Here is a 23477-nt window from a genome sequence, read left to right as displayed (position 1 = left end):
TCAGACGCGACGCAGGACCGCGGTGACCTTGCCGATGATCTGCGCGTCGGTGCCGTCGATCGGCTCGTAGGCCGCGTTCTGGGGGAGCAGCCAGACCTGGCCATCCTTGCGGCTGAGCGTCTTCACCGTGGCCTCGCCGTCGATCATGGCGGCGACGATCTCGCCGTTCTCGGCGACCTGCTGCTGGCGGATCACGACGTAGTCGCCGTCGCAGATCGCCGCCTCGACCATCGAGTCGCCCTTGACCTCGAGCAGGAACAGGGTGCCGTCGCCGACGAGCGAGCGGGGCAGCGGCATGACCTCCTCGACGCGCTGCTCGGCCAGGATCGGGCCGCCGGCCGCGATGCGGCCCACCATCGGCACGTAGGCCGGCTGGGGGACCGCGTCGCCGCTGTCGGTCTCGTCGACCTCGACCGGACGGCTGCGCATCGCGGGCTTCGCGTCGGGCAGGAAGATCTCGAGCGCGCGCGGACGGTTCGGGTCGCGGCGGATGAAGCCCTTGCGCTCCAGCATCCGGAGCTGGTGAGAGACCGAGGAGGTGCTGGCCAGGTCGCACGCGGCGCCGACCTCGCGCATGCTCGGCGGGTAGCCGCGCGACTCGATGTGGTCCTTCAGGAAGACCAGGATGCGCCGCTGGCGCTTGGTCAGTCCCGTCAGGTCGACCGGCTCGTCCAGGTTCTCGCTCATGGCACGACCGTAGCCGCGGGGCGACCGCGGATCAAACACGTGTTCGATACGGCGTGTCCGGTGTCGGTGGCCTAGGGTGTGGGCGTGAGCTACGTGGTCGTGGGTACGCGCGAGGGTGACGGCTGGACGGTCGACGTGTCGGGGGTGGGTCGGTCCACGGCCGACGACCTGGCCGAGATCGAGGCGTCGGCCCGCGAGGTGCTGCGCGAGCACGGCGTCGCCGACCACGCCGCGGTCGACCTGCAGCTGCTGCTGCCCGACTTCGAGGTCGACCTGCAGCGTCGCGGCGTGCCCGACCACGGGCTGCGCCCGGTCGAGATCGTCAGCGGGGTCATCGCGCTGGTCGTGGTGGTCGGCGCGCTCGCCTTCCTCCTCGGCCGCCTGCTCGGCTGAGTCCTAGCGCCGGGTCTGGTCGTCGAGCTCGTCGGTGAAGCGGTCGAGACCCGCCGCGATCTCGGCCTCGTGGGAGCGCCGGCGTGCCAGCTCCTCATCCTCGCTGAGGGTCTCGCGCGTGACGATGTGCTCGCGGGCGGCCTCGACGCAGGCGCCCAGCAGGATCGCGTACATGCCGATCCAGAGCCACAGCAGCAGCACGACCACGCCGGCGAGCGCGCCGTAGGTCTTCGAGTAGTTGCCGAACAGGTCGACGTACAGCGAGAAGCCCACGGACACCAGCAGCCACAGCGCTGACGCCATCAGCACGCCCTTCGTGACGATGCTGCCCGTGGCCGGACGGTCGGGCGCCACCCGGTAGAGCACGCCGATCGCCACGACGATGCCGCCGGCCAGCAACACCCAGCGCAGCACGTTGGCCAGCAGCCTGATCCCCGGCACGACGTCGACGAGGTTGAGGACGGCGGGCACCACGGCCACGAGGGAGATCGCGACGAGGCCGAACACCACGCCGGCACCCGTCAGGCCGAGGGCGAGCGCCTTGCTCCTCACGAACGACCGTCCGTCCTGCACGCCGTACAGCTGGTTGATCGCGGTGACGAGGTTGCCGATGCCGCCCGACGCGGCGTAGACGGCGAGCACGATGGCGATCACGGCGCTGAGTCCCAGCGAGCCGGACGGGGCGGAGGTCAGCTGCTCGAGCTGGCCGTTGACGAGCGACGCCGCGTCGGCGGGCAGGGCGTCGGAGATCCGGGTGGTCTGCTCGGCCACCGTCTCGGGGTCGGCGACCAGGCCGTAGATCGAGACGGCGGCGATGAGCGCGGGAAAGAGCGACGTGAACAGGTAGAAGGCGACGCCCGCGGCCAGCAGTGGCGCCTGGCGGGCCGAGGCCTGACGCCACGCGGTGAGGAAGGTGCGCACGATCGACATGCCTCGACGCTAGCGGCGCGTGCGGCGGCCCGCACGACACGCCGATTCGAACAAAATTTCGACGATGCTCGATTCTGTCGGAGCCGACCCGTACAGTCGTTCGTGTGTTCGATAGAACACCTGATCGAATCGAACAGCACGACAGCCCGAACTTCCCCGGAGGCCATCATGAGCATCACCCTCGACCACACCCCGTTCCCGGCGCTCGACCTGCGTCGCCCCGCCGTGACCCGCACGACCTACGTGTCGGCCGCCGCGCAGCCCGCGGCCCCGCTGCGGCTCACGGGCCGTGGCCGCGCCGTGATCGTGGCCGTGGCGCTCGCCGTCATCACGACGCTCGCGATCGTCTTCGGCTCCGCGGTCGCGGCCACCGACTCGGCCTCCGAGCCGGGCATCGTCACCACGGTGACCGTCCAGCCCGGACAGACCCTGTGGAGCATCGCCGCCGAGGCGCGTCCCAACGCCGACATCCGCTCGACCGTCGACGAGATCGTCAAGCTGAACGCGCTCGAGGACGGCGCCTCGCTGCCGATCGGCTCCACCCTCGCGGTGCCGGTCCAGGACTGACCTCTCCGGTCGTCCGCCGCGCCAGCACACGGCGCCCATCGTTGCCTCGGGGAAGGGGCCGGTGGGCGCCGTGTGCGTCTGTTCTTCCGTCGTTCGACACGCCTTCGTGCGGTAGTGGTCCCGCCGGACGCCGGGGCGGCGTAGCGTGGACGAGGACAACGATGTCGAGGAGGTCGTCGCCATGGCCATCGTCGCCCACGGTCACCACATCCACGTGATGACGCGGTTCCGCGGACAGGTGCTCAGTCGCGCCGCGGTGCTGCTGCTCGCCAGCGCGGTCACCTGGCTCGTGCCCGACCGCGCCGGGGCGCACGGGATCGACGCGCCCGCCACCTGGCTCGGCAGTGCGCTCACCGAGATCCTCTGGCCCGCCGCGGCCGTCCTGCTCGTCGTCCTCGCGGTCGTCGGCTGGGCCTGGCAGCGCGGTCGTCCCGCCGACATGGGCGCGTTGGCCTGGGTCGTGGCCGGGGGAGCGCTCGGCTTCGTCTCCCTGGCCATCGTGCTCGTCAGCGGGCTGGGCGAGGGACCGGTCTACTGGTGGCTCGGCTCGGCCGTCGTCATCACGTCGATGACCCTGCAGGTCCTCGCCGCGCTGGCCGGCCACGGGATCGCCGTGCTGCAGGCCCGGCGCTCCGCGGTCGCCGCCGCCTGACGCCCTGCACGCAGAACGCCCCCGGTCCGACGGACCGGGGGCGTTCTCGAGTGGGGGGGAGTGTCAGCTCTTGAGCTCGCCGCCAGCGCTCTCGAGGTGCGCGCGGACGAACCAGTGGAACAGCTCCAGCGTCTTGATCTGACCGATGACCATGTCCTCGGTCACGGGATCGAGGTCGGCGACGGCGGCCTGGGCCTTGCGGTGGTCGTCGATGAGGCCGATGTAGACCTCGTCGAGTGCCTTGAGGTGCTCGGTCGTGGTCGCGCGGCCCAGCGGGTAGTCGTCCCACGAGCGGCCCTCCACGATCGCGGCGGGCGTGCCCAGCGGCACGGCGCCGAGGGTGGCGATGCGCTCCGCGGTCTCGTCGACCATGTCGCGCACCTCCACGACGTGGGGATCGATCATCTCGTGCACGGCGATGAAGTGGGGGCCCACGACGTTCCAGTGCACATGCTTCAGGGTCAGCATCAGGTCGTTGAGTGCGTTCAACCGGTCCTGCAGCGTCTTCGCGATGCTCTCGCCATCGGCGATGCTGAGACCGGGAACCGTGTACTTGGGTTTGGTGGCCATGCCTCCACCGTAGGGTGCTCGCAGCGGCTCGCAACCGCAGCGGATGTGACGTGACTAGCGCTCGACCTCGCCGCGCAGCCTCTGGTGCTCCGACGCGCTGCGCGCGCGTGCGATCGCTGCGGTCCATGCTCGGTCTGCCTCCTCGGCGCGGCCCATCCGGCGCAGCAGCTCGGCACGGGTGGCGTGGAAGAGGTGCGTGTCGACGCCCATGCGCTCGACCGACTCCAGCGCGGCCTCGGGGCCCGTCACCTCGGCCACCGCGCACGCCCGCCCGAGCGCGACGGCGTCGGAGGGTGCGAGCTCCATGAGGCGGTCGTACAGCGTCAGCAGGCGGGGCCAGTCGGTGTCGGACGCCTCGTGGGCCGTGACGTGCGCGGCCTGGATGGAGGCGCGGACCTGGTAGGGCCCGGTGCGCCCCTGGCGCTGGCTGCCCCGCAGCAGGAACAGCCCTTCCTCGATCTCGGCGTGGTGCCACAGGTCGCGGTCCTGGACCTCGAGCGCGCGCAGGGTGCCGTCGGACTCCTGACGTGCGTCGCGTCGCGCCCGGGTGAGCAGCATGAGCGCCAGCAGGGCGCGTGGCTCCTGCTCGCCATGGAAGAGCTCGATGAGCACCCGGGTGGTCTCGACCGCCTCCCACGGCAGGTCGACGGGCGCGTGGGGGTGCACGACGCCGTCGTCGAAGATCAGCATCAGGACGTCGAGCACACGACCGAGCTGCGCCGAGACGTCCTCCTCGGCGATCGGCTCGCCGAGGCTCGGTCGCACCCGCATCTCGGCCCAGGCGATCCGCTGGGCCATGACCGACTCGGGGGCGGCGAACACGTGCCCGATCTCATCGGTGGACAACCCAGCGGCCGCGCTGAGCACGAGCGCGATGCGTGCCGCTTCGGGCAGGGATCGATGAGCGCACGTCGCCAGCAGACGCAGGACGGGAGCGGTGTCGTCCGCGGGGACCCTGCCGGGAGGCCGCTCCAGCCCGGCGACCTCCCACGCCCGCGCCAGGATGGCGTCGGGCTCCCAGTCGTCAGCGCCTCGCGGCGGCGCGGCCAGCGCGGCGTCGAGCGCTGTGCGGGCTGGGGTGACGTCGCCCAGGCGGTCGGTCAGGACGGCCAGGGCGCGCAGGCGTGCGGAACGGAGCTCGCGAGGCAGGGACGTTGTCATCGGGTGACGGGCGACGCGGTGGCGGCGCGCGGGCTCCTCTCGATTCTCGGGGCGGCGATCGCGGGCGGGTGACCCCTCGATGGTGGCCGACACGCCGGGACTCCGCGACTCGAGAGACCGTCGCCCCCGTTCCCACCAGCGCAAACGCCGGGGTTGCAGGGGCGTCGACGCATTCTGTCGGACGTGTCTGCGAAGTTGTTGCTTACGGGCTCACTGGCACGTAGAGTGACCACTACATCTAGTAGTTACACGGATGTGATTCTCCACATATAGGTCCACAGCAATCCTGCTGTTGCCCACAGCCCGCGAGGATCTGTCCACAGCTCGTCCCCAGGCCCGTCCACGGGGACCCCGATCCGCCCGACGCGAGGAGGAAGCCATGCACTGCCCGTTCTGCCGGAACACCGACACCCGCGTGCTCGACTCCCGCGTCGCCGACGAGGGCGGCTCGATCCGTCGTCGTCGCGCGTGCTCGCAGTGCGAGAAGCGCTTCACCACGATCGAGCAGATGCAGCTCATGGTCGTGAAGCGCTCGGGCGCCACCGAGCCGTTCGTCCGCGAGAAGGCGGTCGCCGGCGTCGCCAAGGCCTGCAAGGGCCGCCCGGTCTCCACCGACGACCTCGCGTGCCTGGGCCAGCAGGTCGAGGACACCCTGCGGGCCTCGGGCCAGGCCGAGATCAACACGCAGGACATCGGACTGGCCATCCTCGAGCCGCTGCGCACCCTCGACGAGGTCGCGTACCTGCGGTTCGCCTCGGTCTACAAGTCCTTCGACTCCGCCGACGACTTCGTCGCCGAGATCGCCGGGCTGATGGCCGACCACGCCGACATCTCCACGCTGGACGAGGCCGAGCTCGACGCGGCCGACCCCGGACACGGGTCTTGACGGACCCCCACCAGACGCCACACCCAACCACGCAGCACCACCAGGACAGGAGCACCACATGACCGAGACGGTCGGCGGGAACTCGGGACCCGCCCCTCGCACCAGCCGCAAGTCCGCCTCCAAGGCCGGACTCAAGATCGAGCGCGTCCACACCACCGAAGGCGTGCACCCCTACGACGCGGTCACGTGGGAGCGTCGCGACGTCGTCCAGACCAACTGGAAGACCGGCGAGACCGTCTTCGAGCAGCGTGGCGTGGAGTTCCCGGACTTCTGGAGCCTCAACGCCTCCACCATCGTCACCACCAAGTACTTCCGCGGCGCCGTGGGCACGCCCGAGCGTGAGCAGAGCCTGCGCCAGCTGCTCGACCGCGTGGTGCTCACGTACGTCAAGGCCGGCAAGGACTTCGGCTACTTCTCCTCCGACGCCGACGCCGAGATCTTCGAGCACGAGCTGACGTACATGCTCCTGCACCAGGTCTTCAGCTTCAACAGCCCGGTGTGGTTCAACGTGGGCACGTCCAGCCCGCAGCAGGTCAGCGCGTGCTTCATCCTGGCGGTCGACGACTCGATGGACTCGATCCTGAACTGGTACCGCGAGGAGGGCCTGATCTTCAAGGGCGGCTCCGGTGCCGGCCTGAACCTGTCGCGCATCCGCTCGAGCAAGGAGCTGCTCCGCTCCTCCGGCGGCACCGCCTCGGGCCCGGTCTCCTTCATGCGTGGCGCCGACGCCTCCGCCGGCACGATCAAGTCCGGTGGCGCCACCCGTCGCGCCGCCAAGATGGTCGTGCTCGACGTCGACCACCCCGACATCGTCGAGTTCGTCGAGACCAAGGAGCGCGAGGAGGAGAAGATCCGCGTGCTGCGTGACGCGGGCTTCGACATGGACCTGGGTGGCTCCGACATCACCAGCGTCCAGTACCAGAACGCCAACAACTCGGTCCGCGTCAACGACGAGTTCATGGAGGCCGTCGAGGCCGGTACCGCCTTCGGCCTGCGTGCCCGCACCACCGGCGAGGTCATCGAGGAGATCGACGCCCGCGACCTGTGGGGCAAGATGGCCCAGGCCGCGTGGGCCTGCGCCGACCCGGGCATCCAGTACGACTCGACGATCAACGACTGGCACACCACGCCGGAGTCGGGCCGCATCACCGCCTCGAACCCGTGCAGCGAGTACATGCACCTGGACAACTCCAGCTGCAACCTGGCCAGCCTCAACCTGCTGAAGTTCCTCACCGACGAGGGCACCTTCGACACGCAGAAGTTCGTCAAGAGCGTCGAGTTCATCATCACCGCGATGGACATCTCGATCTGCTTCGCCGACTTCCCGACCGAGGCGATCGGCGACACCACCCGCAAGTTCCGCCAGCTCGGCATCGGCTACGCCAACCTCGGCGCCCTGCTGATGGCCTCGGGCCTGGCGTACGACTCCGAGGGCGGCCGCGCGCTCGCCGCGTCGATCACGTCGCTCATGACGGGCACGTCCTACCGTCGCAGCGCCGAGCTCGCGGGTGTCGTCGGCGCCTACGAGGGCTACGCGGCCAACGTCGACGGCCACCAGCGCGTCATGCGCAAGCACCAGGCGGCCAACGACGAGATCCGCTCCAAGCACGCGATGGACATCGCCGTGCAGAAGGAGGCCACCAAGCAGTGGGCGGCCAACCTGAAGATCGGTGAGAAGAACGGCTGGCGCAACTCGCAGGCCTCGGTCCTGGCGCCCACCGGCACGATCGGCTTCATGATGGACTGCGACACCACCGGCATCGAGCCGGACTTCTCGCTGGTCAAGTTCAAGAAGCTCGTCGGCGGCGGCTCGCTGCAGGTCGTCAACCAGACGATCCCCGTCGCGCTGGAGAAGCTGGGCTACACCGGCGAGACCATCGAGGCGATCGTGGAGTACATCGCCGAGAAGGGCCACGTCATCGACGCCCCGGGCCTGCGCCCCGAGCACTACGAGGTCTTCGACTGCGCGGTCGGCGAGCGTGCCATCAAGCCGATGGGCCACGTCCGGATGATGGCGGCCTGCCAGCCGTTCCTGTCCGGCGCCATCAGCAAGACGGTCAACATGCCCGAGACCTCCACGGTCGACGAGATCGCCGACGTCTACTTCCAGGGCTGGAAGCTCGGCCTGAAGGCGCTCGCGGTCTACCGCGACAACTGCAAGGTCGGCCAGCCGCTGTCCAGCCAGAAGGCCCAGGACGACAAGACCGACGCGCCGAAGGCCACCGAGGTCCAGGTCGTCGAGAAGATCGTCGAGAAGCCGATCCGTCGTCGCCTGCCGAAGTCGCGCGCGTCGATCACCACCAGCTTCAGCGTCGGCGGTGCCGAGGGCTACATGACCTCCGGCGCCCACGACGACGGCACGCTGGGCGAGATCTTCCTCAAGCTCGGCAAGCAGGGCTCGACCCTGGCCGGCGTGATGGACGCGTTCAGCATCGCGGTGTCGATCGGCCTGCAGTACGGCGTGCCGCTGGAGACCTTCGTCAGCAAGTTCACGAACCTCAAGTTCGAGCCCGCCGGTCTGACCGACGACCCGGACGTGCGGATGGCGCAGTCGATCATGGACTACGTGTTCCGCCGGGTGGCGCTGGACTACCTGGACTTCGACACCCGTTCGGCGATGTCCATCCACTCGGTCGAGGAGCGTCAGCGCTACCTGGACACGGGCTCGTACGAGCCGGTCAAGGGTGACGGCACGACGGCGGCCGAGCTGGTCTCCGAGGAGCCCGCGGGCGCCTCGAGCGAGGCCGCGGCCGAGCTGAAGGCCGAGGCGCAGGTCGCCGACGCCGCGGCGGTCGAGGTCCAGATCGAGACGGCGCGTCCGGCCTCCGGCCAGGCGCACACGTCGGCGGAGCTGCTGGAGGAGATCACGGGCGCGGCGGTCGACAGCCCGCTGTGCATGACCTGCGGCACGAAGATGCGGCCGGCCGGCTCCTGCCACGTCTGCGAGGGCTGCGGCAGCACCAGCGGCTGCAGCTGACCGTCACGAGCCGCGGCGCGGTCGACCCTGGGGAAGGGGTCGGCCGCGCCGCTCTCGTGTGTCCGGGGTCGCGCGCTCAGGACAGGAGCAGGACGGTGGCCAGCGCCAGGAGCGTGGAGTCGATCCGGTCCAGCAGCCCGCCGGCGCCGGCCATCATGGTGCCGGAGTCCTTCGCCCGCACGCCGCGCTTGACCAGGGACTCCAGGAGGTCGCCGGCCGGGGCGCCGACGGCGACCGCGATCGCGGTGGGCCACGTCGGCGCGCCGAGCAGCGCGAGCACGGCGATGCCCGCCGCGGCACCGACCAGCAGGCCGCTCCACCGCTTCGCCGGGGACAGGGGCGACAGCCGTGGTCCGCCGAGTCGGGGCCCGGCGAAGAACGCGACGATGTCGGCCACCGACACGGCGACGAACAGGGCCAGCGCGGTGCCCCCGAGCGTCACGAGCCCGGCGAGCGGAGCCAGCCAGGCGAGCCCCAGGAGCCCACCGCTGATCCGGCGCAGCCCCTCGTCCGCGTCGCCCTGCAGGAGCGGCGGCGCCACGACGAGCAGCGCCCCGGCGCCCAGCGCGTGCAGGACGAGGTCGGGCTCGAGCCAGGAGGTGCCCACGACGCCGACCAGGGCGACGCCGAGCACCACGACGTCCTCGCGGCGCAGCCCGAGCAGGATCCCGAGCTCGATCGCCGCGACGATGCCGGCCACCGAGGCGAGCAGGGCCGTCCCGGGCTCGCCCCACCAGAACAGGGCCACGACGACCGGCACGGCTCCGGCCCAGATGAGCCAGCGACGGATCAGCTCCCCGCGCCGGGACGCCAGGACCGCGACCCCGCCGATCACCAGGGCGCCGCCGATCCAGGGGACGAGCGACTCGACGGAGACCATCAGCGGCCCAGCACCTCGGCGCAGGCGGCGACGATGCGGTCGTTCTCCTCCACGTCACGCACCGCGACCCGTACGGTCCGGCCCTCGTAGGCGGGCGAGAGCGGCGACAAGTCGCGCAGGAAGACGTCGTGCTCGCGCAGCGCGGCGACGAAGGAGGCCGCGCTCGGCCCGCCGCGGGGGAGGGTGAGGCACAGGAAGTTCGCCTCGGAGTCCTCGACCTCGAGGCCTCCGATCGCGTCCAGCCGCTTCGCGAGGTCGCGGCGCAGCTCATGGGTCCGGTCCCAGGCGTCGCGGTAGTGGTCGGGATCGCGCAGCGCCGCGACGGCGGCGACCTGCGCCGGGAGACTGACCTGCCACGGCGGGGTGAGGCGGCGCATCGCGGTCGCGGTCTCGGGGCGCGCCACGAGGTAGGCGGCGCGCATCCCCGACAGTGCGTACATCTTCGACAGCGAGGTGCACACGACGAGGCGCGGGTCGGTGGCGGCCAGCCCGGCCAGGGACTCCCCGGGGCCGACGTAGCCCAGGTAGGCCTCGTCGACCCACCAGCGGGTCCCGTCCGGCGATGCGGTGATCGCACGACGGAGGTCCTCCGCGGGCGTCAGCCGACCCGTGGGGTTGTTCGGGTTCACCACCACGACGAGGTCGTACGCGCCCGCGGCCACCGTGGCCGCGAGGGCCCCGGTGTCGACGCGCCAGCCGTCCTCGCGCCGGAGGACGAACCGCTCGACGTGGCAGCCGACGACGCGCTCGGTGACGTGGGCGTACTCGCCGTACCCGGGGTCGACGAGCAGCACCCGGCTGGACGGCGTGAGCCAGGACGTGAAGGCGCGGAAGATGAGGTCGGAGGACCCGGACCCCACCGCGAGCGCGTCGACCGGCAGACCGCGGTGGGCGGCGATCTCGGCGAGCAGTCCCTCGGCGTCCGACGGCGGGGACGTGCGGGCGAGCCACCCCGGATCCTCGGCGAGCAGGGCGCGCGCGCCGGGCGCCGGCTCGAACCAGGCGTCGAGGACGTCGGCGGCGACGACCTCGGTGCGGCGCTCGAGCGTGCGGAAGGCGGTGCCGATCGCGCCGAACGACGCGCCGCCGTGCTCGCAGCCGTCGGGGCGGGTGGCGAACGGGGCGTCGAGCTCCCACGTGACGGTGCTCCGCCAGCGCTCGACGAGCTCCGCGAACGGACCGAGCGCGAGCGCCGTGAGAGCGGCGACGGACGTGCTCATGACCTCGAAGTCGACCGAGCCGCTGCTCACCGTGCGGCCGGTGGGCACGAGCCCGACGCCGCGGTAGAGGTCCATGACCTCGCTGCGTCCCATCGCGACGATCGTGCGACCGCCGCGGCTGGCCACCCAGCGCATCGCGGCGTACATCAGCAGCGTGGCGACGCCGGTGTGCCGCTGGTCGGGCCGCACCGTGAGGATGCGGACCTCGAACACGTCGGGCTCGTCGAGCAGCGGGAGCTCCGCGCGGGTGACGTACTTGTCGAGGCCGAACCGGCCCACCCACGGCGGCGTGACGCTCACGAAGCCGACCGGCTCGCCGTCGCGGGCCGCGACGAGGTAGACGTTGTCGCCGTCCAGCGTGTCGGTGAGGAGGCCGTCGGCGTTGGTCGGGTGCTGCCCGAGCTCCTCCGCATAGACGCGGTGCCGCAGGGCGAGAGCCCAGGACACGTCCTCCGGTGTTGCGGTACGAATCGTCAGGTCGTCGTTCACGTGGATCTCCTCGCGGGGCGGCCGAGTGGCCAACCTACGGCACCGCGGGGGTGCGTGGGGGCACATCGTCTCCGCGCGCGGGGTTGCGTCGCGGCCCGCGGGGCGGACGATGGGGGCATGGAGCGACTCGTGATCGTCGGAGGAGGACTGGCCGCCGCGAAGGCGGTCGAGCGACTGCGTGAGGAGGGGTACGAGGGATCGGTGACCGTCGTGGGCGCCGAGGGGAGCCCGCCGTACGAGCGGCCGCCGCTGTCGAAGGACCTGCTGCTCGGCAAGGACACCGACCCGACGGTGCTCGACGCCGACTGGTGGTCCGAGCACGACGTGCAGCTGATGACGGGCACGCGGGTCACCGCGCTCGACCGCGAGGCGCGGCGGGTCGAGCTGGAGTCGGGGGACCGGCTCGAGTACGACCTGCTGGTGCTGGCGACCGGCGCCGAGCCGCGGGTGCCCGACCTGCCGGGCGCCGACCGGGCGCTCTACCTGCGCACCCTCGAGGACAAGGACCGCATCCTGGCCACGCTGGAGTCCGGGAGCCGGCTCGTCATTGTCGGCGCGGGCTGGATCGGGCTGGAGGTGGCGGCCGCGGCGCGCAGCCACGACGTCCGAGTCACGGTGCTCGAGCGCGACGACCTGCCCCTGCAGCGGGTGCTCGGCGACGAGCTGGCCACGCACCTGGCCGCGTTGCACCGCTCCCACGGGGTCGACCTGCGCACCGGGGTCACGGTGGAGGAGATCGTGCTGGGGGACGACGGACCCGTCGGCGTCCGCGCGTCGGGGGAGACCATCGAGGCCGACCACGTCCTCGTCGCGATCGGTGCGGTGCCGGCGACGGCGCTGGCCGAGGCGTCCGGCCTCGAGGTGGACGACGGCATCGTCGTGGACGAGCGGTTCCAGACCGCCGACGAGCACGTCCTGGCGATCGGCGACGTCGCGGGAGCGTGGAACGTGACGCTCGAGGACCGGCTCCGCGTCGAGCACTGGGACAACGCGATCCGGCAGGGCCGCGCCGTGGCCGACGTGCTGCTGGGCCGCGACACGGTGCACGACTGGTACCCGTACTTCTACACCGACCAGTTCGAGTTCTCGATGGAGTACGTCGGGCGCCCCGGACCCAAGGACACGGTGGAGATCCGCGGCGACCTCGAGGCGAATGCCTTCATCGCCTACTGGATCGACGAGGAGTCGCGGCTGACCGCGGGCATGAACGTGGGGATCTGGGACGTGAACGACACGCTGCGCGAGATGGTCGGCACCCGAGTGGACCGCTCGGAGCTGACCGACTTGAGCTGAGCGGGCCGCCGCCGGGGTGGGGCCCCGGTCTGCACCACACCGCCCGGGGCCCCGTCCCGAGCTGCGGGGGCGTGCGCGGGACCCCTCGACCGTAGGTGACGAACGACACGGGGGCAACTCGCAGTTACCGTCGCTCTGCACTGGTGCAAGGTTTGCACGACTGCATAGAATGCAGTTGTGCAAACTGAAGTCGTCAGCCCTCTCGTGGCCGAGCGCCAGCGCCAGACGTGGACCGCCATCCACCATGCCGCGGCCACGGCCGCCCTCGAGCACGGTCCCGACGCCGTCACGGTCGCGCAGATCGCGGCCACCGCCGGCATCTCTCCGCGCACCTTCTTCAACTACTTCGAGTCCAAGGAGGACGCCATCGTCGGCGTCCGTCCGGCGCGGGTCACCGAGGAGACGCTGCAGGCGCTGCGCGACTCCGAGGGCCAACCCGCGCTCAAGCGCGTCAGCCTCCTGGTCCTGGAGGTCGCCTCCAGCACCATCGGTCCCGAGGTCGACCTCGCCCAGCGCCGCGCGCTGTCCGCGGCCAACCCGCGGCTGCGCTCGCGACTCACCCAGGTCTTCACCGACGCGCGCAAGCTCGTCGTCGCCCGCTTCGTCGAGGACGTCGAGACCCCGTGGCTCGGCATCGCCGGCCTCCCGGCCGACCTGCACGAGGCCCGCGCCCTGATCCTGCTGGCCGGATCGGTCGTCACGCTCGCGTGGACGAACGACCCCGACCAGCTCATGTCCCACCGCGACGACGCCCTCGACGCGGCCATCGCCACCTTCCGGAAGGTCACCTCCACCGCCCTATGACCACGACATCCCCCTCCACCACGACGCACGAGAAGCGCACCGTCACCCTCGTCTTCGCCGCGCTCATGCTCGTCATGCTGCTCGCCTCCCTGAGCCAGACGGTCCTGTCGACCGCGCTGCCGACGATCGTCGGCTCGCTCGACGGCGCCGACCACATCGCGTGGGTCATGACCGCCTACCTGCTGGGCATGACCGTCACGATGCCGATCTACGGCCGCCTCGGCGACCGCGTCGGCCGCAAGCCCATGCTGCTGATCGCGATCACCCTGTTCACGATCGGCTCGCTCGTGGGCGCCCTCGCCCAGGACATGACCGTCCTGATCGCCGGCCGCGCCGTCCAGGGCCTCGGCGGCGGCGGCCTCATGGTGCTGTCGCAGGCCGCCATCGCCGACGTGGTGCCGGCCCGCGACCGCGGCAAGTACATGGGCATCCTCGGTGCTGTGTTCGGCCTCTCCTCGGTCGCCGGCCCGCTGCTCGGCGGCTGGTTCACCGAGGGTCCCGGCTGGCGCTGGACCTTCTGGATCAACGTGCCGCTGGGCATCATCGCGGCCGTCGCCGTGGTCGCGCTGCTGCACAAGCCCACCACCGAGCGGGCCCGGACCCGGGTCGACTTCCTCGGCATGGCGCTGCTCGCCCTCGCGACGAGCTCGCTGATCCTCGCCGCGACGTGGGGCGGCCACCAGTACGACTGGAACAGCCCGCAGATCATCGGCCTCATCGTGACGACCATCGTCGGCGCGATCGCGTTCGTCGCGGTCGAGCGTCGCGCGGAGGAGCCCGTCATGCCGCTGGCGCTGTTCCGCGACCGGAACTTCAACCTCACGACGGTAGGCGTCATCATCCTCGGCGTCGCGATGTTCGGGTCGCTGTCGTACCTGCCCACCTACCTGCAGATGTCGGTCGGCGTCGACGCCACCCACGCGGGCCTCATGATGATCCCGATGATGGGCGGCATGCTCGTCACGTCCATCGTCGTGGGCCAGGCCGTCAGCCGCACGGGCAAGTACCGCTGGTACCCGATCGCCGGCGCGCTGGTCACGGGTCTCGGCCTGTTCCTGCTCTCCACGATCGAGATCGGCGACTCGCGCTGGCAGATCGAGGGCTCGCTGCTGGTGCTCGGCATCGGCATCGGCCTGGGCATGCAGATCCTGACGCTGATCGTGCAGAACTCGTTCTCGCACCGCATCGTCGGCACGGCCACCGCGGCGAACAACTACTTCCGCCAAGTGGGCGGCACGCTCGGTGCCGCGGCCGTGGGCTCGATCTTCACGTCGCGCCTGACCGAGTCGCTCGCGACCAGGCTGCCGTCGGCCGGCGAGGCGCACAGTGGGTCGTCCTCGCTGACGCCCGACTCGGTGGCCCACCTCCCGCAGGAGATCCACGACATCGTCGTGACCGCCTACAACGGCGCGCTGATGCCGATCTTCCTGTGGCTGGCGCCGCTGACGCTGGTCTCGGCCCTCGTGCTGTGGTTCGTGCACGAGAAGCCGCTGCGCCACACGATTGAGGCGTCCAAGCAGGAGGAGTCGCTCGGCGAGCAGACCCTCGACGCCACGGAGGCGATGACCGGCGCCGAGCGCTGACCTACCCCACCGCTGCTCGGGCGGCGAGTCGCTCCGCGATCCCACTGGATCGGGCGACTCGCCGCCCGATCGCCGTCCGGATGTCCTCGGGCGTGCCGATCACGGTCACCGCGGCGACCGAGCGGGTGATCGCCGTGTAGAGCAGCTCGCGCGTCATGGCGCGCGAGTCCGGACCCGGCAGCAGGACGGTGACGTGCTCGAACTCACTGCCCTGGCTGCGGTGGATCGTCATGGCGTAGCCGGTCTGGACGTCGGGCAGCCGCGACGTCGCCAGCTCGCGGACGGGATCGCCGTCGAGGACGACCTCGACGTGCCCGTCGCGCGCCACCACGACGCCGCCATCGCCGTTGAACACGCCCAGCGGCGCGTCGTTGCGGGTGACCAGCACGGGTCGGCCCGGGTACCAGTCGTCGTAGCCGACGTCGGGTCGCAGCCAGGCGGTGACGTGGTCGTTCCAGGTGGTGGCACCTGTGGGCCCGTCGCGGTGGGCGCACAGCAGGCGGTGCCCGCCGAGCCGTCGGAGCGCGGTGGCGGCGTCGCCGGCGCGACCGGCGGCGACGAGATCGCGGGCCAGGGGGAGCAGCGTGCCCTCGAGCTCGGCCTGGGCGCGGGCCGGGTCGACGAGACGGATGGTCGGATCGCCGGCCGTCAGCAGGGCGACGGCAGTGTCGGCGTCGCCGTCGCGGACGGCCTCGGCCAGGCGGCCGATGCCCGCCCCGAAGCGATGGCTGCGGATGAGCCGGACGACGTGCTGGTCGGACCAGCCGGCCACCACGTCGTGGAGCACCGCGCCGGCCTCGACCGAGGCGAGCTGGTCGGCGTCGCCGACGAGGATGAGCCGCGTGTCGGGCCGCAGCGCCTCGAGCAGCCGCGCGACGTTCTCCAGCGACGCCATCGACGTCTCGTCGACGACCACGACGTCGTGCGGCAGCCGCCGCGTGCGGTCGTGGCGGAACCGCGTGTGGTTGTCGTGGCGCCAGCCCAGCAGGCGGTGCATCGTCGAGGCGGGCAGCGCCGTGAGCCACTCGCGCTCGTCGGGGGTGAGGTCGAGCCGAGCGGCGGTGGCCGCGACGGCCTCGCGCATGCGGGCCGCGGCCTTGCCCGTGGGCGCCGTCAGCGCGACGCGCAGCGGACGGCCGAGGGTGGCCAGCGACTGCGCCTGCAGGATCGCCAGGACGCCCGCCACCGTGGTGGTCTTGCCCGTGCCCGGCCCACCGGTGAGCACGATCGTGCCGACCCGTGCGGCGCGCTCGGCAGCCGCGCGCTGGTCGACGTGGTCGGCGCCGGGGAACAGCCGGTCGAGGTCGGCGACGAGCCGTTCCTCGTCGAGCGCCGGCGGCGTGGCGGCGGCCCGGGCGGCGAGGTCGTCGCACAGCGCGACCTCGAGCTCGCGGTAGCGGTCGAGGTAGAGCAGGTCGTGCTCGACCAGGAGCACGCGCCCGAGCCGGCTGGAGCGGACGGCGTCGAGCCAGGCCCGCGGGTCGGGCCAGGCCAGGCCGGGGACCCCGGGGTCCTGGCGCGGGTCGAAGCACGTGGACCCGTGCCGGACGGCACGGACCGCGAACGCCAGCGCGAGCAGCGGCAGCGGCGCCGTCTCGCCGGTGAGCCGCGCGAGGCGCGCCGTCATGAGCGCGTCGCCGGTGGTGAGCTCCTCGGCGGCGACGAAGTCGTCGATCGTGGCGGGGGCGGTCACGAGGCCTCCTCGCGGGTGGTGCCGTCGAGCAGGTCGGACAGGGCGAGGACGAGCCCGGTGGGCGGCCGCCACGAGAAGACGCCGTAGGGCACGCCGTCGACCCGCGGCGCGTCGGCACCGACCATGCCGCGCACGTAGAGGTAGAGGACCCCGCCGAGGTGCTCGTGCGGGTCGTAGCCGCGTACCCGCCAGCGCAGGAAGCGGTGCAGGACGACCGCGTACAGCAGCGCCTGCAGCGGGTAGGTACCCGAGTTCATCGCGGTGGCGAGCGCGTCGGGTCGGTACCCGCCGATCGTGAGCGGCGCGTCGGGCGCGCCGAGCCAGTTCGTCTTGTGGTCGACCACGAGGAACCGTCCGGACGGCAGCCGGAGCGCGAGGTCGATCGAGCCGGTCAGGTACCCCCGCAGCGGCTGGTCGGCCAAAGCGGGAGCGCGGAGCCGGTCGGCGAACGGCCGCAGCGGGTCGTCGGCGGGCAGGTGCTGCTCGAGCAGGTCGGCCAGCTGGCCCAGCCGTCCGATCGTGGCCACCGGGTGGTCGCCGCCGCCCAGGGGCAGCTCGAAGTCGAGCTCCTTGAACTGTCGCTCCGCCAGGACCGTCGCGAGGTCGAGGTCGTCCGCCAGCGGACCGAGCGGCGTGGTGAGGATGGCCTCGAACGCGGCGACCGTGGCGTCGACGTCCAGCTCGACCGGCCACAGGGCGATCTGCTCGAGGACACGCTCCTCGAGCTCGGCGCGCAGGTCGGCCGCCGTGACGTCGACCTCCTCGAGGACGGCGTGCACGAGACTGCCGAACGTGGCGCCCTTGGGCAGGTCGGCCATGGGGGAGGGCCGCTCGTCGCGTTCGGTGGCCACGACCGGCAGGTCGATCTCGTCCGTGGTGCCCTCGGCGTCGGGCTCGGTGCCGACGTGCGGTGCGGCCTCCTGCTCGGCACGGATGAGCCCGGAGTAGGAGGTGCGCCGCCACGTGGTGTCGAGCTCGCGGTCGAAGGTGCGCACGGCGAGGTCGGCGGGCTCGTCGCCCGGGGCGGTGGCGGGCACGGTGCGCGGGTCGACCCGCTCGAGCTCGGGCCCGCCGCGCTCGTGCCAGCCGCGCAGCACCGACCACGCCGTGGGGTCGTCGGGCGCCGGGACCTCGTCGGGCACCTCGGGGCGCGCGGGATCGGGCCGGAACAGCAGGCGGTGCAGGCCGGAGTTGCGGGCGTCGCGCGTGGGCGCCCACCAGGCGACCAGCTGCGACTTGGCGCGGGTCATCGCGACGTAGGCCAGCCGCAGCACCTCGCCGGCGTCCTCGGTCTGGGCGGCGCGGGAGTGCGCGGCGAAGTCGGGCGAGCCCGGGCCGCCGACGTCGAGGATCCGGGCGCCCGACGCGTCGTGGAAGCGCGGTCGCTCATCGCGGTCGGGACGCCAGCGATTGAACAGGAACGGCAGGTGGACCATGGGGAACTCGAGGCCCTTGCTGGCGTGGATCGTGAGCACCTGGACGGCCTTCGCGTCGCTGTCGAGGCGACGGGTCAGCTCGGCCGACTCGCCGGTCTCGGCCCGCTTGCGCCGCAGCCACTGGACGAGGCCCGAGAGGCCGAGCCGCTCGCGCAGGGCGACCTCGTGCAGCAGGTGCGCGACGTGGCGCAGGTCGGTCATCCGCCGGTAGCCGTCGGGTCGGGCCAGGATGCGTGCGGCGAAGACCTCGTCGGTGAGGGACTCGACGACCGCGGCCACCCCGCGGGCGCCCAGCAGGTCGGCCAGGTCGCGGACCCGGGTGGCGAGCGCGTCGGTCAGCCGGTCGCCGCCGGCGACGAGCGTGGCCGCGTCGTGGCCGAGGAGGTCGGTGAGCCCCGCGGCGCGCACCAGCCCGGAGCGCTGCGGCGACTCCATCGCCTCGAGCAGGGTGAGCCAGTCGTCGGCGGCCTGGCTGACGAGCACGTTGCTGCCGCCGCCGAGGACCGCCGGGATGCCGTGCCGGGCGAAGGTGCGGCGCACGAGGTCGGCCTCGACACCCGTGGCGACGAGAACGGCGATGTCGCCGGCGGCCAGGGGTCGCACCTCGGAGCCGGAGTCGTAGGTGGCGCCGGACGCCAGCGCCTCGGCGACGTCGAGCGCCAGGTCCTCGACGATCCGCTCGCGCGCGGCCGCCACGGGCAGGTCGCGCTCGGGCTCGTCGGTGTCCTCGCGGTCGAGCACCCGCAGCCGGAACGCCGCGGGGTGCGGCAGGCCCGTCAGCCGGCTGCCCGCGTGCCGCGCCCGGACGGGACGCACCGCGATGTCGGGGTGGCCCAGCTGCGCGCCCGCGAAGGTGGCGCCGAGCGATTCGACCAGCGGCGCGTCGCTGCGCCAGTTGACGGGCAGGGTGCGCCGCTCGGTGGCCGTGGCCGCCGCGCGCAGGTAGGTGTGGACGTCGCCGCCCCGGAACGCGTAGATCGCCTGCTTCGGGTCGCCGATGAGTACGAGCGTGGCCGCGCCGCTGAAGGCGCGGTCGAGCACGTTCCACTGGACGGGGTCGGTGTCCTGGAACTCGTCGACGAGCACGACCCGCCAGCGCGACCGCATGAGCGCGCGGGCGGGCGAGTCGGGATCCTCCAGCACGGTCTCGAGCCGCTTCAGCAGGTCGTCGTAGTCGAGCAGGCCGAGCTCGCGCTTGCGCTGGTCGAGCCGTCGCCGGACGGCGTGGGCGAACCGGACGCGCACGCCCGCCGGGGAGTCCGGGTCGGCCTCGGCCGGCACGAGGGCGGCGTGCGGGTCGGAGACGACGGCCTGGGCCAGCGTGCGGGCCTGGCCGTGCGAGAGTGCGGGCCCGTCCTCGTTCGCGTACTTCGCGACGTAGAGGTCGTCGACGATCTGGTCGACCAGTTCGGTGAGGTCGTCGGTCAGCTCGGCCGAGCCGTCGGAGTCGCCGGCGGTGCCCAGGCTGCGCAGGACGGTCTGGCAGAACTGGTGGGTGGTCGCGATCGTCGCGCCGTCGAAGTCGGCCAGCGCCGCGCGGAGGCGGGCACGGCGGGCGGCGAGCTCGGCCTCGGGGACGTCGACCAGCAGCGCGAGCAGCGGGTCGTCGCCGTCGCGGTGCGCCGCCGGGTCGGCGAGCGCGGCCTCGGCCGCCACGAGCTGGTCGCGGACGCGCTCGCGCATCTCGCGGCTGGCGGCCCGGCCGAACGTGATGACGAGGAGCTCGGGCAGCGTGACGACGCCCTCGGCGACGTAACGGGAGACGAGCGCGCCGATGGTCCAGGTCTTGCCGGTGCCGGCGCTCGCCTCGAGCAGTGTCGTGCCGCTCGGCAGCGGATCGGCGATGTCGAACGGACGCAGGTCGGTGGGGCGGTCGTCCGCCGGGGAAGTGGTCACAGCGCGGCCTCCTGCTGGTGGTCGAGCGCGCCGTCCCACAGGCGCGCGGCGAGCGACGTGAACCCGTCGGCGACGAGCGCCGAGAACGGCGCCTTCGGACCCCACACGCGCACGATCTCCTCCGCGTCGCGGTCGGCGGGTGGGCCGTAGGCCTTGGGCTCGCGCTGCCATTCGCGCGCGGCGATGCGGGCCGCGGCCTGCGGGCCGCGGGCCCGCTGCTGGAACGCGAACAGCCGGGCCAGCTCGACCGGCAGCGGCAGCGGCCGCACGAGTCCCGCGTCGCGCAGCTCGACGAGATCGGCGAGCAGGCCGAGCGCCTCCTCACGCGAGTCGGGGGCGCGGGTGACGACCTGGGCCGTGCCACGACCGACCTTGCCGGCGAGGTGGGCGACCCACGGCACCTCAGGACGCTCGCACGCCAGCGCGAGCAAGCGCACCCAGTCCCGCAGGCGGTGCCGACCGTGCACCGTGGAGTAGGAGACCGTGACGAGACGGTCGTCGTGCACGCCCTCGACCGTGCCGGTGAGGCGCCGTCCGTCGGGCAGCGCGACGTCGACGTCGATCGTGGAGGCGTCGCCGGTGCGCAGTGCGGCGGTGCCCGCGACGAGGGTGGCCACGCGCGTGCCGACGTCGGTGCCCACGGCCTCGCCCAGCCGGCCCGGGGGCATCATCCCGGCGCGCCACACGGCCGACCAGGCGTCGGCCGGGGCGACGCCGCGCACGGCGTCGTCGAGCAGGCGCTGGCCGATGCGCCACCGTTCGAGCCCGTCGAGCGTGATGGGCAGGTCCTCGTCGAGCAGGTCCTCCTCGCCCCGCAGCAGCACGTCGAGCCGCTGCCGCCAGAACGCCCGGACCGGGTTCTGCACGAACCCGACGAGGTCGGCCAGCACGAGGTCCTCGCGGGCGGCCGCGGGCAGCGGCTCGGACAGGAACGGTGGGGGCTCGGTGCGCGGCCGCAGGCTGGCCCGGGCCCCGGCCAGCGCGGCGGGGTCGAAGCTGAAGGGACGCCCGTCGGCGGTGATCGCGCCGGGACGCAGGTTCCGCGGGTCGAACGGCTGCAGCGGGTGATGGGTGACGACGTCGACCTCGCCCGCCGTGCGCCGCACCTGGTCGAGCAGCTCGCCGAGCGGGACGGCCGGCGGACGCGGCTGGCCGCGGTGCTCGTCGGCGCCGGTGTAGGTGACGACGAGGGTCTCGGTGGCCGACATGACCGCGTCGAGCAGCAGCTGACGGTCCTCGGCCCGCGCGTCGCGCTCGCCCGTGAGCGGACGGCGGGCCAGCACGTCGTCGCCGTCGACGTGGGTGGCCCGCGGGAACGTGCCGTCGTCGAGGCCGACCAGGCACACGACCCGGTGGGGCACCGAGCGCATCGGCACCATCGTGCAGACGGTGAGGCTGCCGGTGCGGAAGCTGGCGCGCGACGGGCGGCCGGCCCAGCGGTCGCGGACCATCGAGAGGACCTCGCCCGGGCGGAGCACCGTGGACTCGTCGTCGAGGCGCTCCAGCTCGCGCTCGACCTGCTGGCGCTGCCACGCGTCGCGGTGCGGGACCTCGGCGAGGTCGTCGAGCATCGCCGCGATCCGCGCCGACCACTGCGCCATGGTGGCGTCGCGCCCGAACGCCTCGACCGCCTGCTCGAGGCCGTCGACGAACGTGACCAGTCGACCCGCGAGGTCGACGTCGCCGCTGGGGACGTCGTCGAGCGGCAGCACGTCGGCCACGGGCCGGCTGGGGTCCTCGGTGGCCACGACGCCGGCGACGAGGCGGTCGAGCCCCGCGCGCCAGGTGTTCTGCTCGACCCGCAGACCGAAGCGCCGTCGGTGCTCGGCATCGAACCCCCAGCGCACGCCGCTGGACTCGACCCAGCCGGCGATCCGCTCGATCGCGTCGTCGTCGAGGTCGAAGCGCTGCCGCACGGGCTCGGTGCCGAGCAGGTCGAGCACCTCGGCGTTGGTGGCGCGGCCGCGCCGGGCGAGCTCGAGCACCGAGACGGTCAGCCCGAGCAGGGGATTGGTGCGCGAGGCGGCACGGTCGGCGAGCATGACGCGCAGCCGGTGGCCGGGATGGTGGGGCGTGTCGCCGAGGACCTCGGACTGGCCGAAGGCCGCGTGGAACAGCGGGGCGTAGGCCTCGATGTCGGGCACCATGACGAGCACGTCGCGCGGCTCGAGCGTGGGGTCGTCCTCGAGCAGGCCGACGACGACGTCGCGCAGCACGTCGACCTGCCGCGCGCGACCGTGGCAGGCGTGCACCTGCACCGAGCGGTCGGACGCCGGCGGGACCGGTCCGCCGGCACCGGGCCGATCGGCGGCGACGTCGGCCTGCAGCCGCCCCAGCAGCGTGTCCGGGCGAGGCACGGGGAGCGACGGGTGCGTGACGGCTTCAGGGGCAACCGAGGCGAGCGACCGCTGGAGCTCGCGCACGTCGCGGCCGAGGGCGGCCAGCAGGGGATTCTCGACCCGCTCGGCGGTGTCGTCGTCGCCGCGCGGGACGATCGCGGCGACGTCGTCGAGGCGGTCCCAGGCGACGGAGGAGGCGTGCGGCAGCCACAGGTGCACGTCGCGCTGCGCGGCGAGCGCCGCCAGCACCTGCAGCTCGCCGAGCGGGAGGCGGCTGTGGCCGAAGAGGCTGACGCGGGCGGGGAGGTCGGCGGCGGCCGCGGACGCGCCGAGGTCGGCGATCGTGGCGGCGATGCGCTCGTCGGGCGAGGGCGCGTCGATCCGCGCCCGCACACGGCGCCACACCTCGGCCTGCCAGCGCACGTCGGCGGGCAGCGCGGCGCCGGTGCCGTCCTCGTCGCGGCCCTGCGACCACGCCCGCGTCATCGAGGGACGCTGGCGCGCGTAGGCGTGCAGCCGGGCGGCGACGCTCCGCGCGACGCCCAGCCGCCGGTCGAGACGCAGCTCGCGCTCGAGGCCGGAATGGCCCTCACCGACGTGGCGCGCGACGGGCGCCAGCCACGGCTCGCCGAGCGACGCGTCGAGCACCTCGAGCACCCGCCACACCAGGGCGTCGGGTCGCCACGGGTCCTGCTCGTCCTCGCCGAGCAGCTCGGCGACGATCGAGTGCGGCCGCGCGAACCGGACGCCGGCCGTGACCCCGTCGCCCCCGCCGGGGGACGCGCCCAGCCGGTGACTGAGCCGCTGCGACAGCCAGCGCTCGGTGCCCAGGGCCGCGACGACGACGAGCTCGGTGGCGAACGGGTCGTCGGTGGGCTCGGCCAGCAGGGCGGCGAGGCCGTCGGCGAGCACGTCGGTGCGCTCGGCGCGGTGCAGGTGGAAGGTCATGTCGAGCCTCAGTCTGCCGTGTCCCACCGACACGCGGAGCGGCCCCGGTGAACGGGTGAGACCTCGGTCTCAC

17 protein-coding genes are annotated in these 23477 nt (G+C 72.9%); 8 read left to right on the top strand and 9 right to left on the bottom strand.

Features of this window, described 5'->3' with window-relative positions; translation table 11 throughout:
- Positions 1-687: a transcriptional repressor LexA gene (lexA, locus tag ACGWYL_RS15235; protein WP_269302555.1), complete on the bottom strand. Its 687-nt coding sequence runs from the start codon at positions 685-687 to the stop codon at positions 1-3.
- 84 nt (positions 688-771) lie between these two features.
- Here lexA and ACGWYL_RS15230 point away from each other — a divergent pair, with 84 nt between their 5' ends.
- Positions 772-1080: a hypothetical protein gene (locus ACGWYL_RS15230; protein ID WP_395487602.1), complete on the top strand. Its 309-nt coding sequence runs from the start codon at positions 772-774 to the stop codon at positions 1078-1080.
- A 3-nt stretch (positions 1081-1083) separates the two neighbouring features.
- Here ACGWYL_RS15230 and ACGWYL_RS15225 read toward each other — a convergent pair whose 3' ends face one another.
- Positions 1084-2010 (bottom strand): YihY/virulence factor BrkB family protein, encoded by a 927-nt coding sequence (locus ACGWYL_RS15225; protein ID WP_179424152.1) that lies wholly within the window; start codon positions 2008-2010, stop codon positions 1084-1086.
- A gap of 168 nt (positions 2011-2178) precedes the next feature.
- On the opposite strand from ACGWYL_RS15225, the gene ACGWYL_RS15220 reads away from it, so the two are divergent.
- On the top strand, positions 2179-2577 hold the full coding sequence (locus ACGWYL_RS15220; RefSeq protein WP_179424153.1) for a LysM domain-containing protein: 399 nt from the start codon (positions 2179-2181) through the stop codon (positions 2575-2577).
- Between the two features lie 145 nt (positions 2578-2722).
- Complete coding sequence (locus ACGWYL_RS15215; RefSeq protein WP_395487601.1) at positions 2723-3229, top strand: hypothetical protein; 507 nt, start codon at positions 2723-2725, stop codon at positions 3227-3229.
- Positions 3230-3292: 63 nt separating this feature from the next.
- Here ACGWYL_RS15215 and ACGWYL_RS15210 read toward each other — a convergent pair whose 3' ends face one another.
- Complete coding sequence (locus ACGWYL_RS15210) at positions 3293-3799, bottom strand: Dps family protein (protein ID WP_179424155.1); 507 nt, start codon at positions 3797-3799, stop codon at positions 3293-3295.
- 54 nt (positions 3800-3853) lie between these two features.
- Positions 3854-4960 (bottom strand): DUF6596 domain-containing protein, encoded by a 1107-nt coding sequence (locus ACGWYL_RS15205; protein WP_395487600.1) that lies wholly within the window; start codon positions 4958-4960, stop codon positions 3854-3856.
- Between the two features lie 379 nt (positions 4961-5339).
- On the opposite strand from ACGWYL_RS15205, the gene nrdR reads away from it, so the two are divergent.
- Both nrdR and ACGWYL_RS15195 read left to right on the top strand, forming a co-directional pair.
- The gene (gene nrdR / locus ACGWYL_RS15200) at positions 5340-5846 is read left to right on the top strand and encodes a transcriptional regulator NrdR (RefSeq protein ID WP_179424157.1); all 507 of its coding nucleotides are present in this window, start codon (positions 5340-5342) and stop codon (positions 5844-5846) included.
- Positions 5847-5904: 58 nt separating this feature from the next.
- Complete coding sequence (locus ACGWYL_RS15195) at positions 5905-8823, top strand: vitamin B12-dependent ribonucleotide reductase (RefSeq protein ID WP_179424158.1); 2919 nt, start codon at positions 5905-5907, stop codon at positions 8821-8823.
- A gap of 76 nt (positions 8824-8899) precedes the next feature.
- Here the strand turns inward: ACGWYL_RS15195 and ACGWYL_RS15190 are convergent, their stop codons facing one another.
- On the bottom strand, positions 8900-9703 hold the full coding sequence (locus ACGWYL_RS15190; protein WP_395487599.1) for a phosphatidate cytidylyltransferase: 804 nt from the start codon (positions 9701-9703) through the stop codon (positions 8900-8902).
- Complete coding sequence (locus ACGWYL_RS15185) at positions 9703-11412, bottom strand: aminotransferase class I/II-fold pyridoxal phosphate-dependent enzyme (RefSeq protein ID WP_395487598.1); 1710 nt, start codon at positions 11410-11412, stop codon at positions 9703-9705. Before ACGWYL_RS15185 ends, ACGWYL_RS15190 begins: the two co-directional genes overlap by 1 nt.
- A 117-nt stretch (positions 11413-11529) precedes the next feature.
- Here ACGWYL_RS15185 and ACGWYL_RS15180 point away from each other — a divergent pair, with 117 nt between their 5' ends.
- From ACGWYL_RS15180 to ACGWYL_RS15170, 3 genes are all read left to right on the top strand, one after another.
- Positions 11530-12705, top strand: coding sequence for an NAD(P)/FAD-dependent oxidoreductase (locus tag ACGWYL_RS15180; protein ID WP_395487597.1), 1176 nt, complete (start codon positions 11530-11532; stop codon positions 12703-12705).
- A gap of 177 nt (positions 12706-12882) precedes the next feature.
- Positions 12883-13509, top strand: a complete 627-nt coding sequence (locus ACGWYL_RS15175; RefSeq protein WP_269302543.1) for a TetR/AcrR family transcriptional regulator — start codon at positions 12883-12885, stop codon at positions 13507-13509.
- On the top strand, positions 13506-15092 hold the full coding sequence (locus ACGWYL_RS15170; protein WP_179424162.1) for an MDR family MFS transporter: 1587 nt from the start codon (positions 13506-13508) through the stop codon (positions 15090-15092). Before ACGWYL_RS15175 ends, ACGWYL_RS15170 begins: the two co-directional genes overlap by 4 nt.
- Before the next feature lies 1 nt (position 15093).
- Here ACGWYL_RS15170 and recD read toward each other — a convergent pair whose 3' ends face one another.
- Genes recD through recC form a run of 3 tightly spaced genes read right to left on the bottom strand, consistent with a single transcriptional unit; the run spans position 15094 to position 23404 of the window.
- The gene (gene recD, locus ACGWYL_RS15165; RefSeq protein ID WP_395487596.1) at positions 15094-16785 is read right to left on the bottom strand and encodes an exodeoxyribonuclease V subunit alpha; all 1692 of its coding nucleotides are present in this window, start codon (positions 16783-16785) and stop codon (positions 15094-15096) included.
- Positions 16782-20117: a UvrD-helicase domain-containing protein gene (locus ACGWYL_RS15160; protein ID WP_395487595.1), complete on the bottom strand. Its 3336-nt coding sequence runs from the start codon at positions 20115-20117 to the stop codon at positions 16782-16784. Before ACGWYL_RS15160 ends, recD begins: the two co-directional genes overlap by 4 nt.
- Positions 20114-23404, bottom strand: a complete 3291-nt coding sequence (gene recC / locus ACGWYL_RS15155) for an exodeoxyribonuclease V subunit gamma (RefSeq protein WP_395487594.1) — start codon at positions 23402-23404, stop codon at positions 20114-20116. Before recC ends, ACGWYL_RS15160 begins: the two co-directional genes overlap by 4 nt.
- Positions 23405-23477 lie beyond the last annotated feature (73 nt).

The organism is Aeromicrobium sp. JJY06 (assembly GCF_044069275.1).
In the GTDB taxonomy this organism is placed as follows: Bacteria; Actinomycetota; Actinomycetes; order Propionibacteriales; family Nocardioidaceae; genus Aeromicrobium; species Aeromicrobium tamlense.
Note: the sequence above shows the minus strand (reverse complement) of the source record. Positions and strands in the feature narration are given on the sequence as shown.

What these genes read in the sequence shown, in the direction of transcription:
- lexA (WP_269302555.1), bottom strand. Translation starts at nt 687, where the DNA reads ATGAGCGAGAACCTGGACGAGCCGGTCGACCTGACGGGACTGACCAAG.
- recC (WP_395487594.1), bottom strand. Translation starts at nt 23,404, where the DNA reads ATGACCTTCCACCTGCACCGCGCCGAGCGCACCGACGTGCTCGCCGAC.
- ACGWYL_RS15180 (WP_395487597.1), top strand. Translation starts at nt 11,530, where the DNA reads ATGGAGCGACTCGTGATCGTCGGAGGAGGACTGGCCGCCGCGAAGGCG.
- ACGWYL_RS15210 (WP_179424155.1), bottom strand. Translation starts at nt 3,799, where the DNA reads ATGGCCACCAAACCCAAGTACACGGTTCCCGGTCTCAGCATCGCCGAT.
- ACGWYL_RS15225 (WP_179424152.1), bottom strand. Translation starts at nt 2,010, where the DNA reads ATGTCGATCGTGCGCACCTTCCTCACCGCGTGGCGTCAGGCCTCGGCC.
- nrdR (WP_179424157.1), top strand. Translation starts at nt 5,340, where the DNA reads ATGCACTGCCCGTTCTGCCGGAACACCGACACCCGCGTGCTCGACTCC.
- ACGWYL_RS15195 (WP_179424158.1), top strand. Translation starts at nt 5,905, where the DNA reads ATGACCGAGACGGTCGGCGGGAACTCGGGACCCGCCCCTCGCACCAGC.
- ACGWYL_RS15205 (WP_395487600.1), bottom strand. Translation starts at nt 4,960, where the DNA reads ATGACAACGTCCCTGCCTCGCGAGCTCCGTTCCGCACGCCTGCGCGCC.
- ACGWYL_RS15190 (WP_395487599.1), bottom strand. Translation starts at nt 9,703, where the DNA reads ATGGTCTCCGTCGAGTCGCTCGTCCCCTGGATCGGCGGCGCCCTGGTG.
- ACGWYL_RS15170 (WP_179424162.1), top strand. Translation starts at nt 13,506, where the DNA reads ATGACCACGACATCCCCCTCCACCACGACGCACGAGAAGCGCACCGTC.
- ACGWYL_RS15220 (WP_179424153.1), top strand. Translation starts at nt 2,179, where the DNA reads ATGAGCATCACCCTCGACCACACCCCGTTCCCGGCGCTCGACCTGCGT.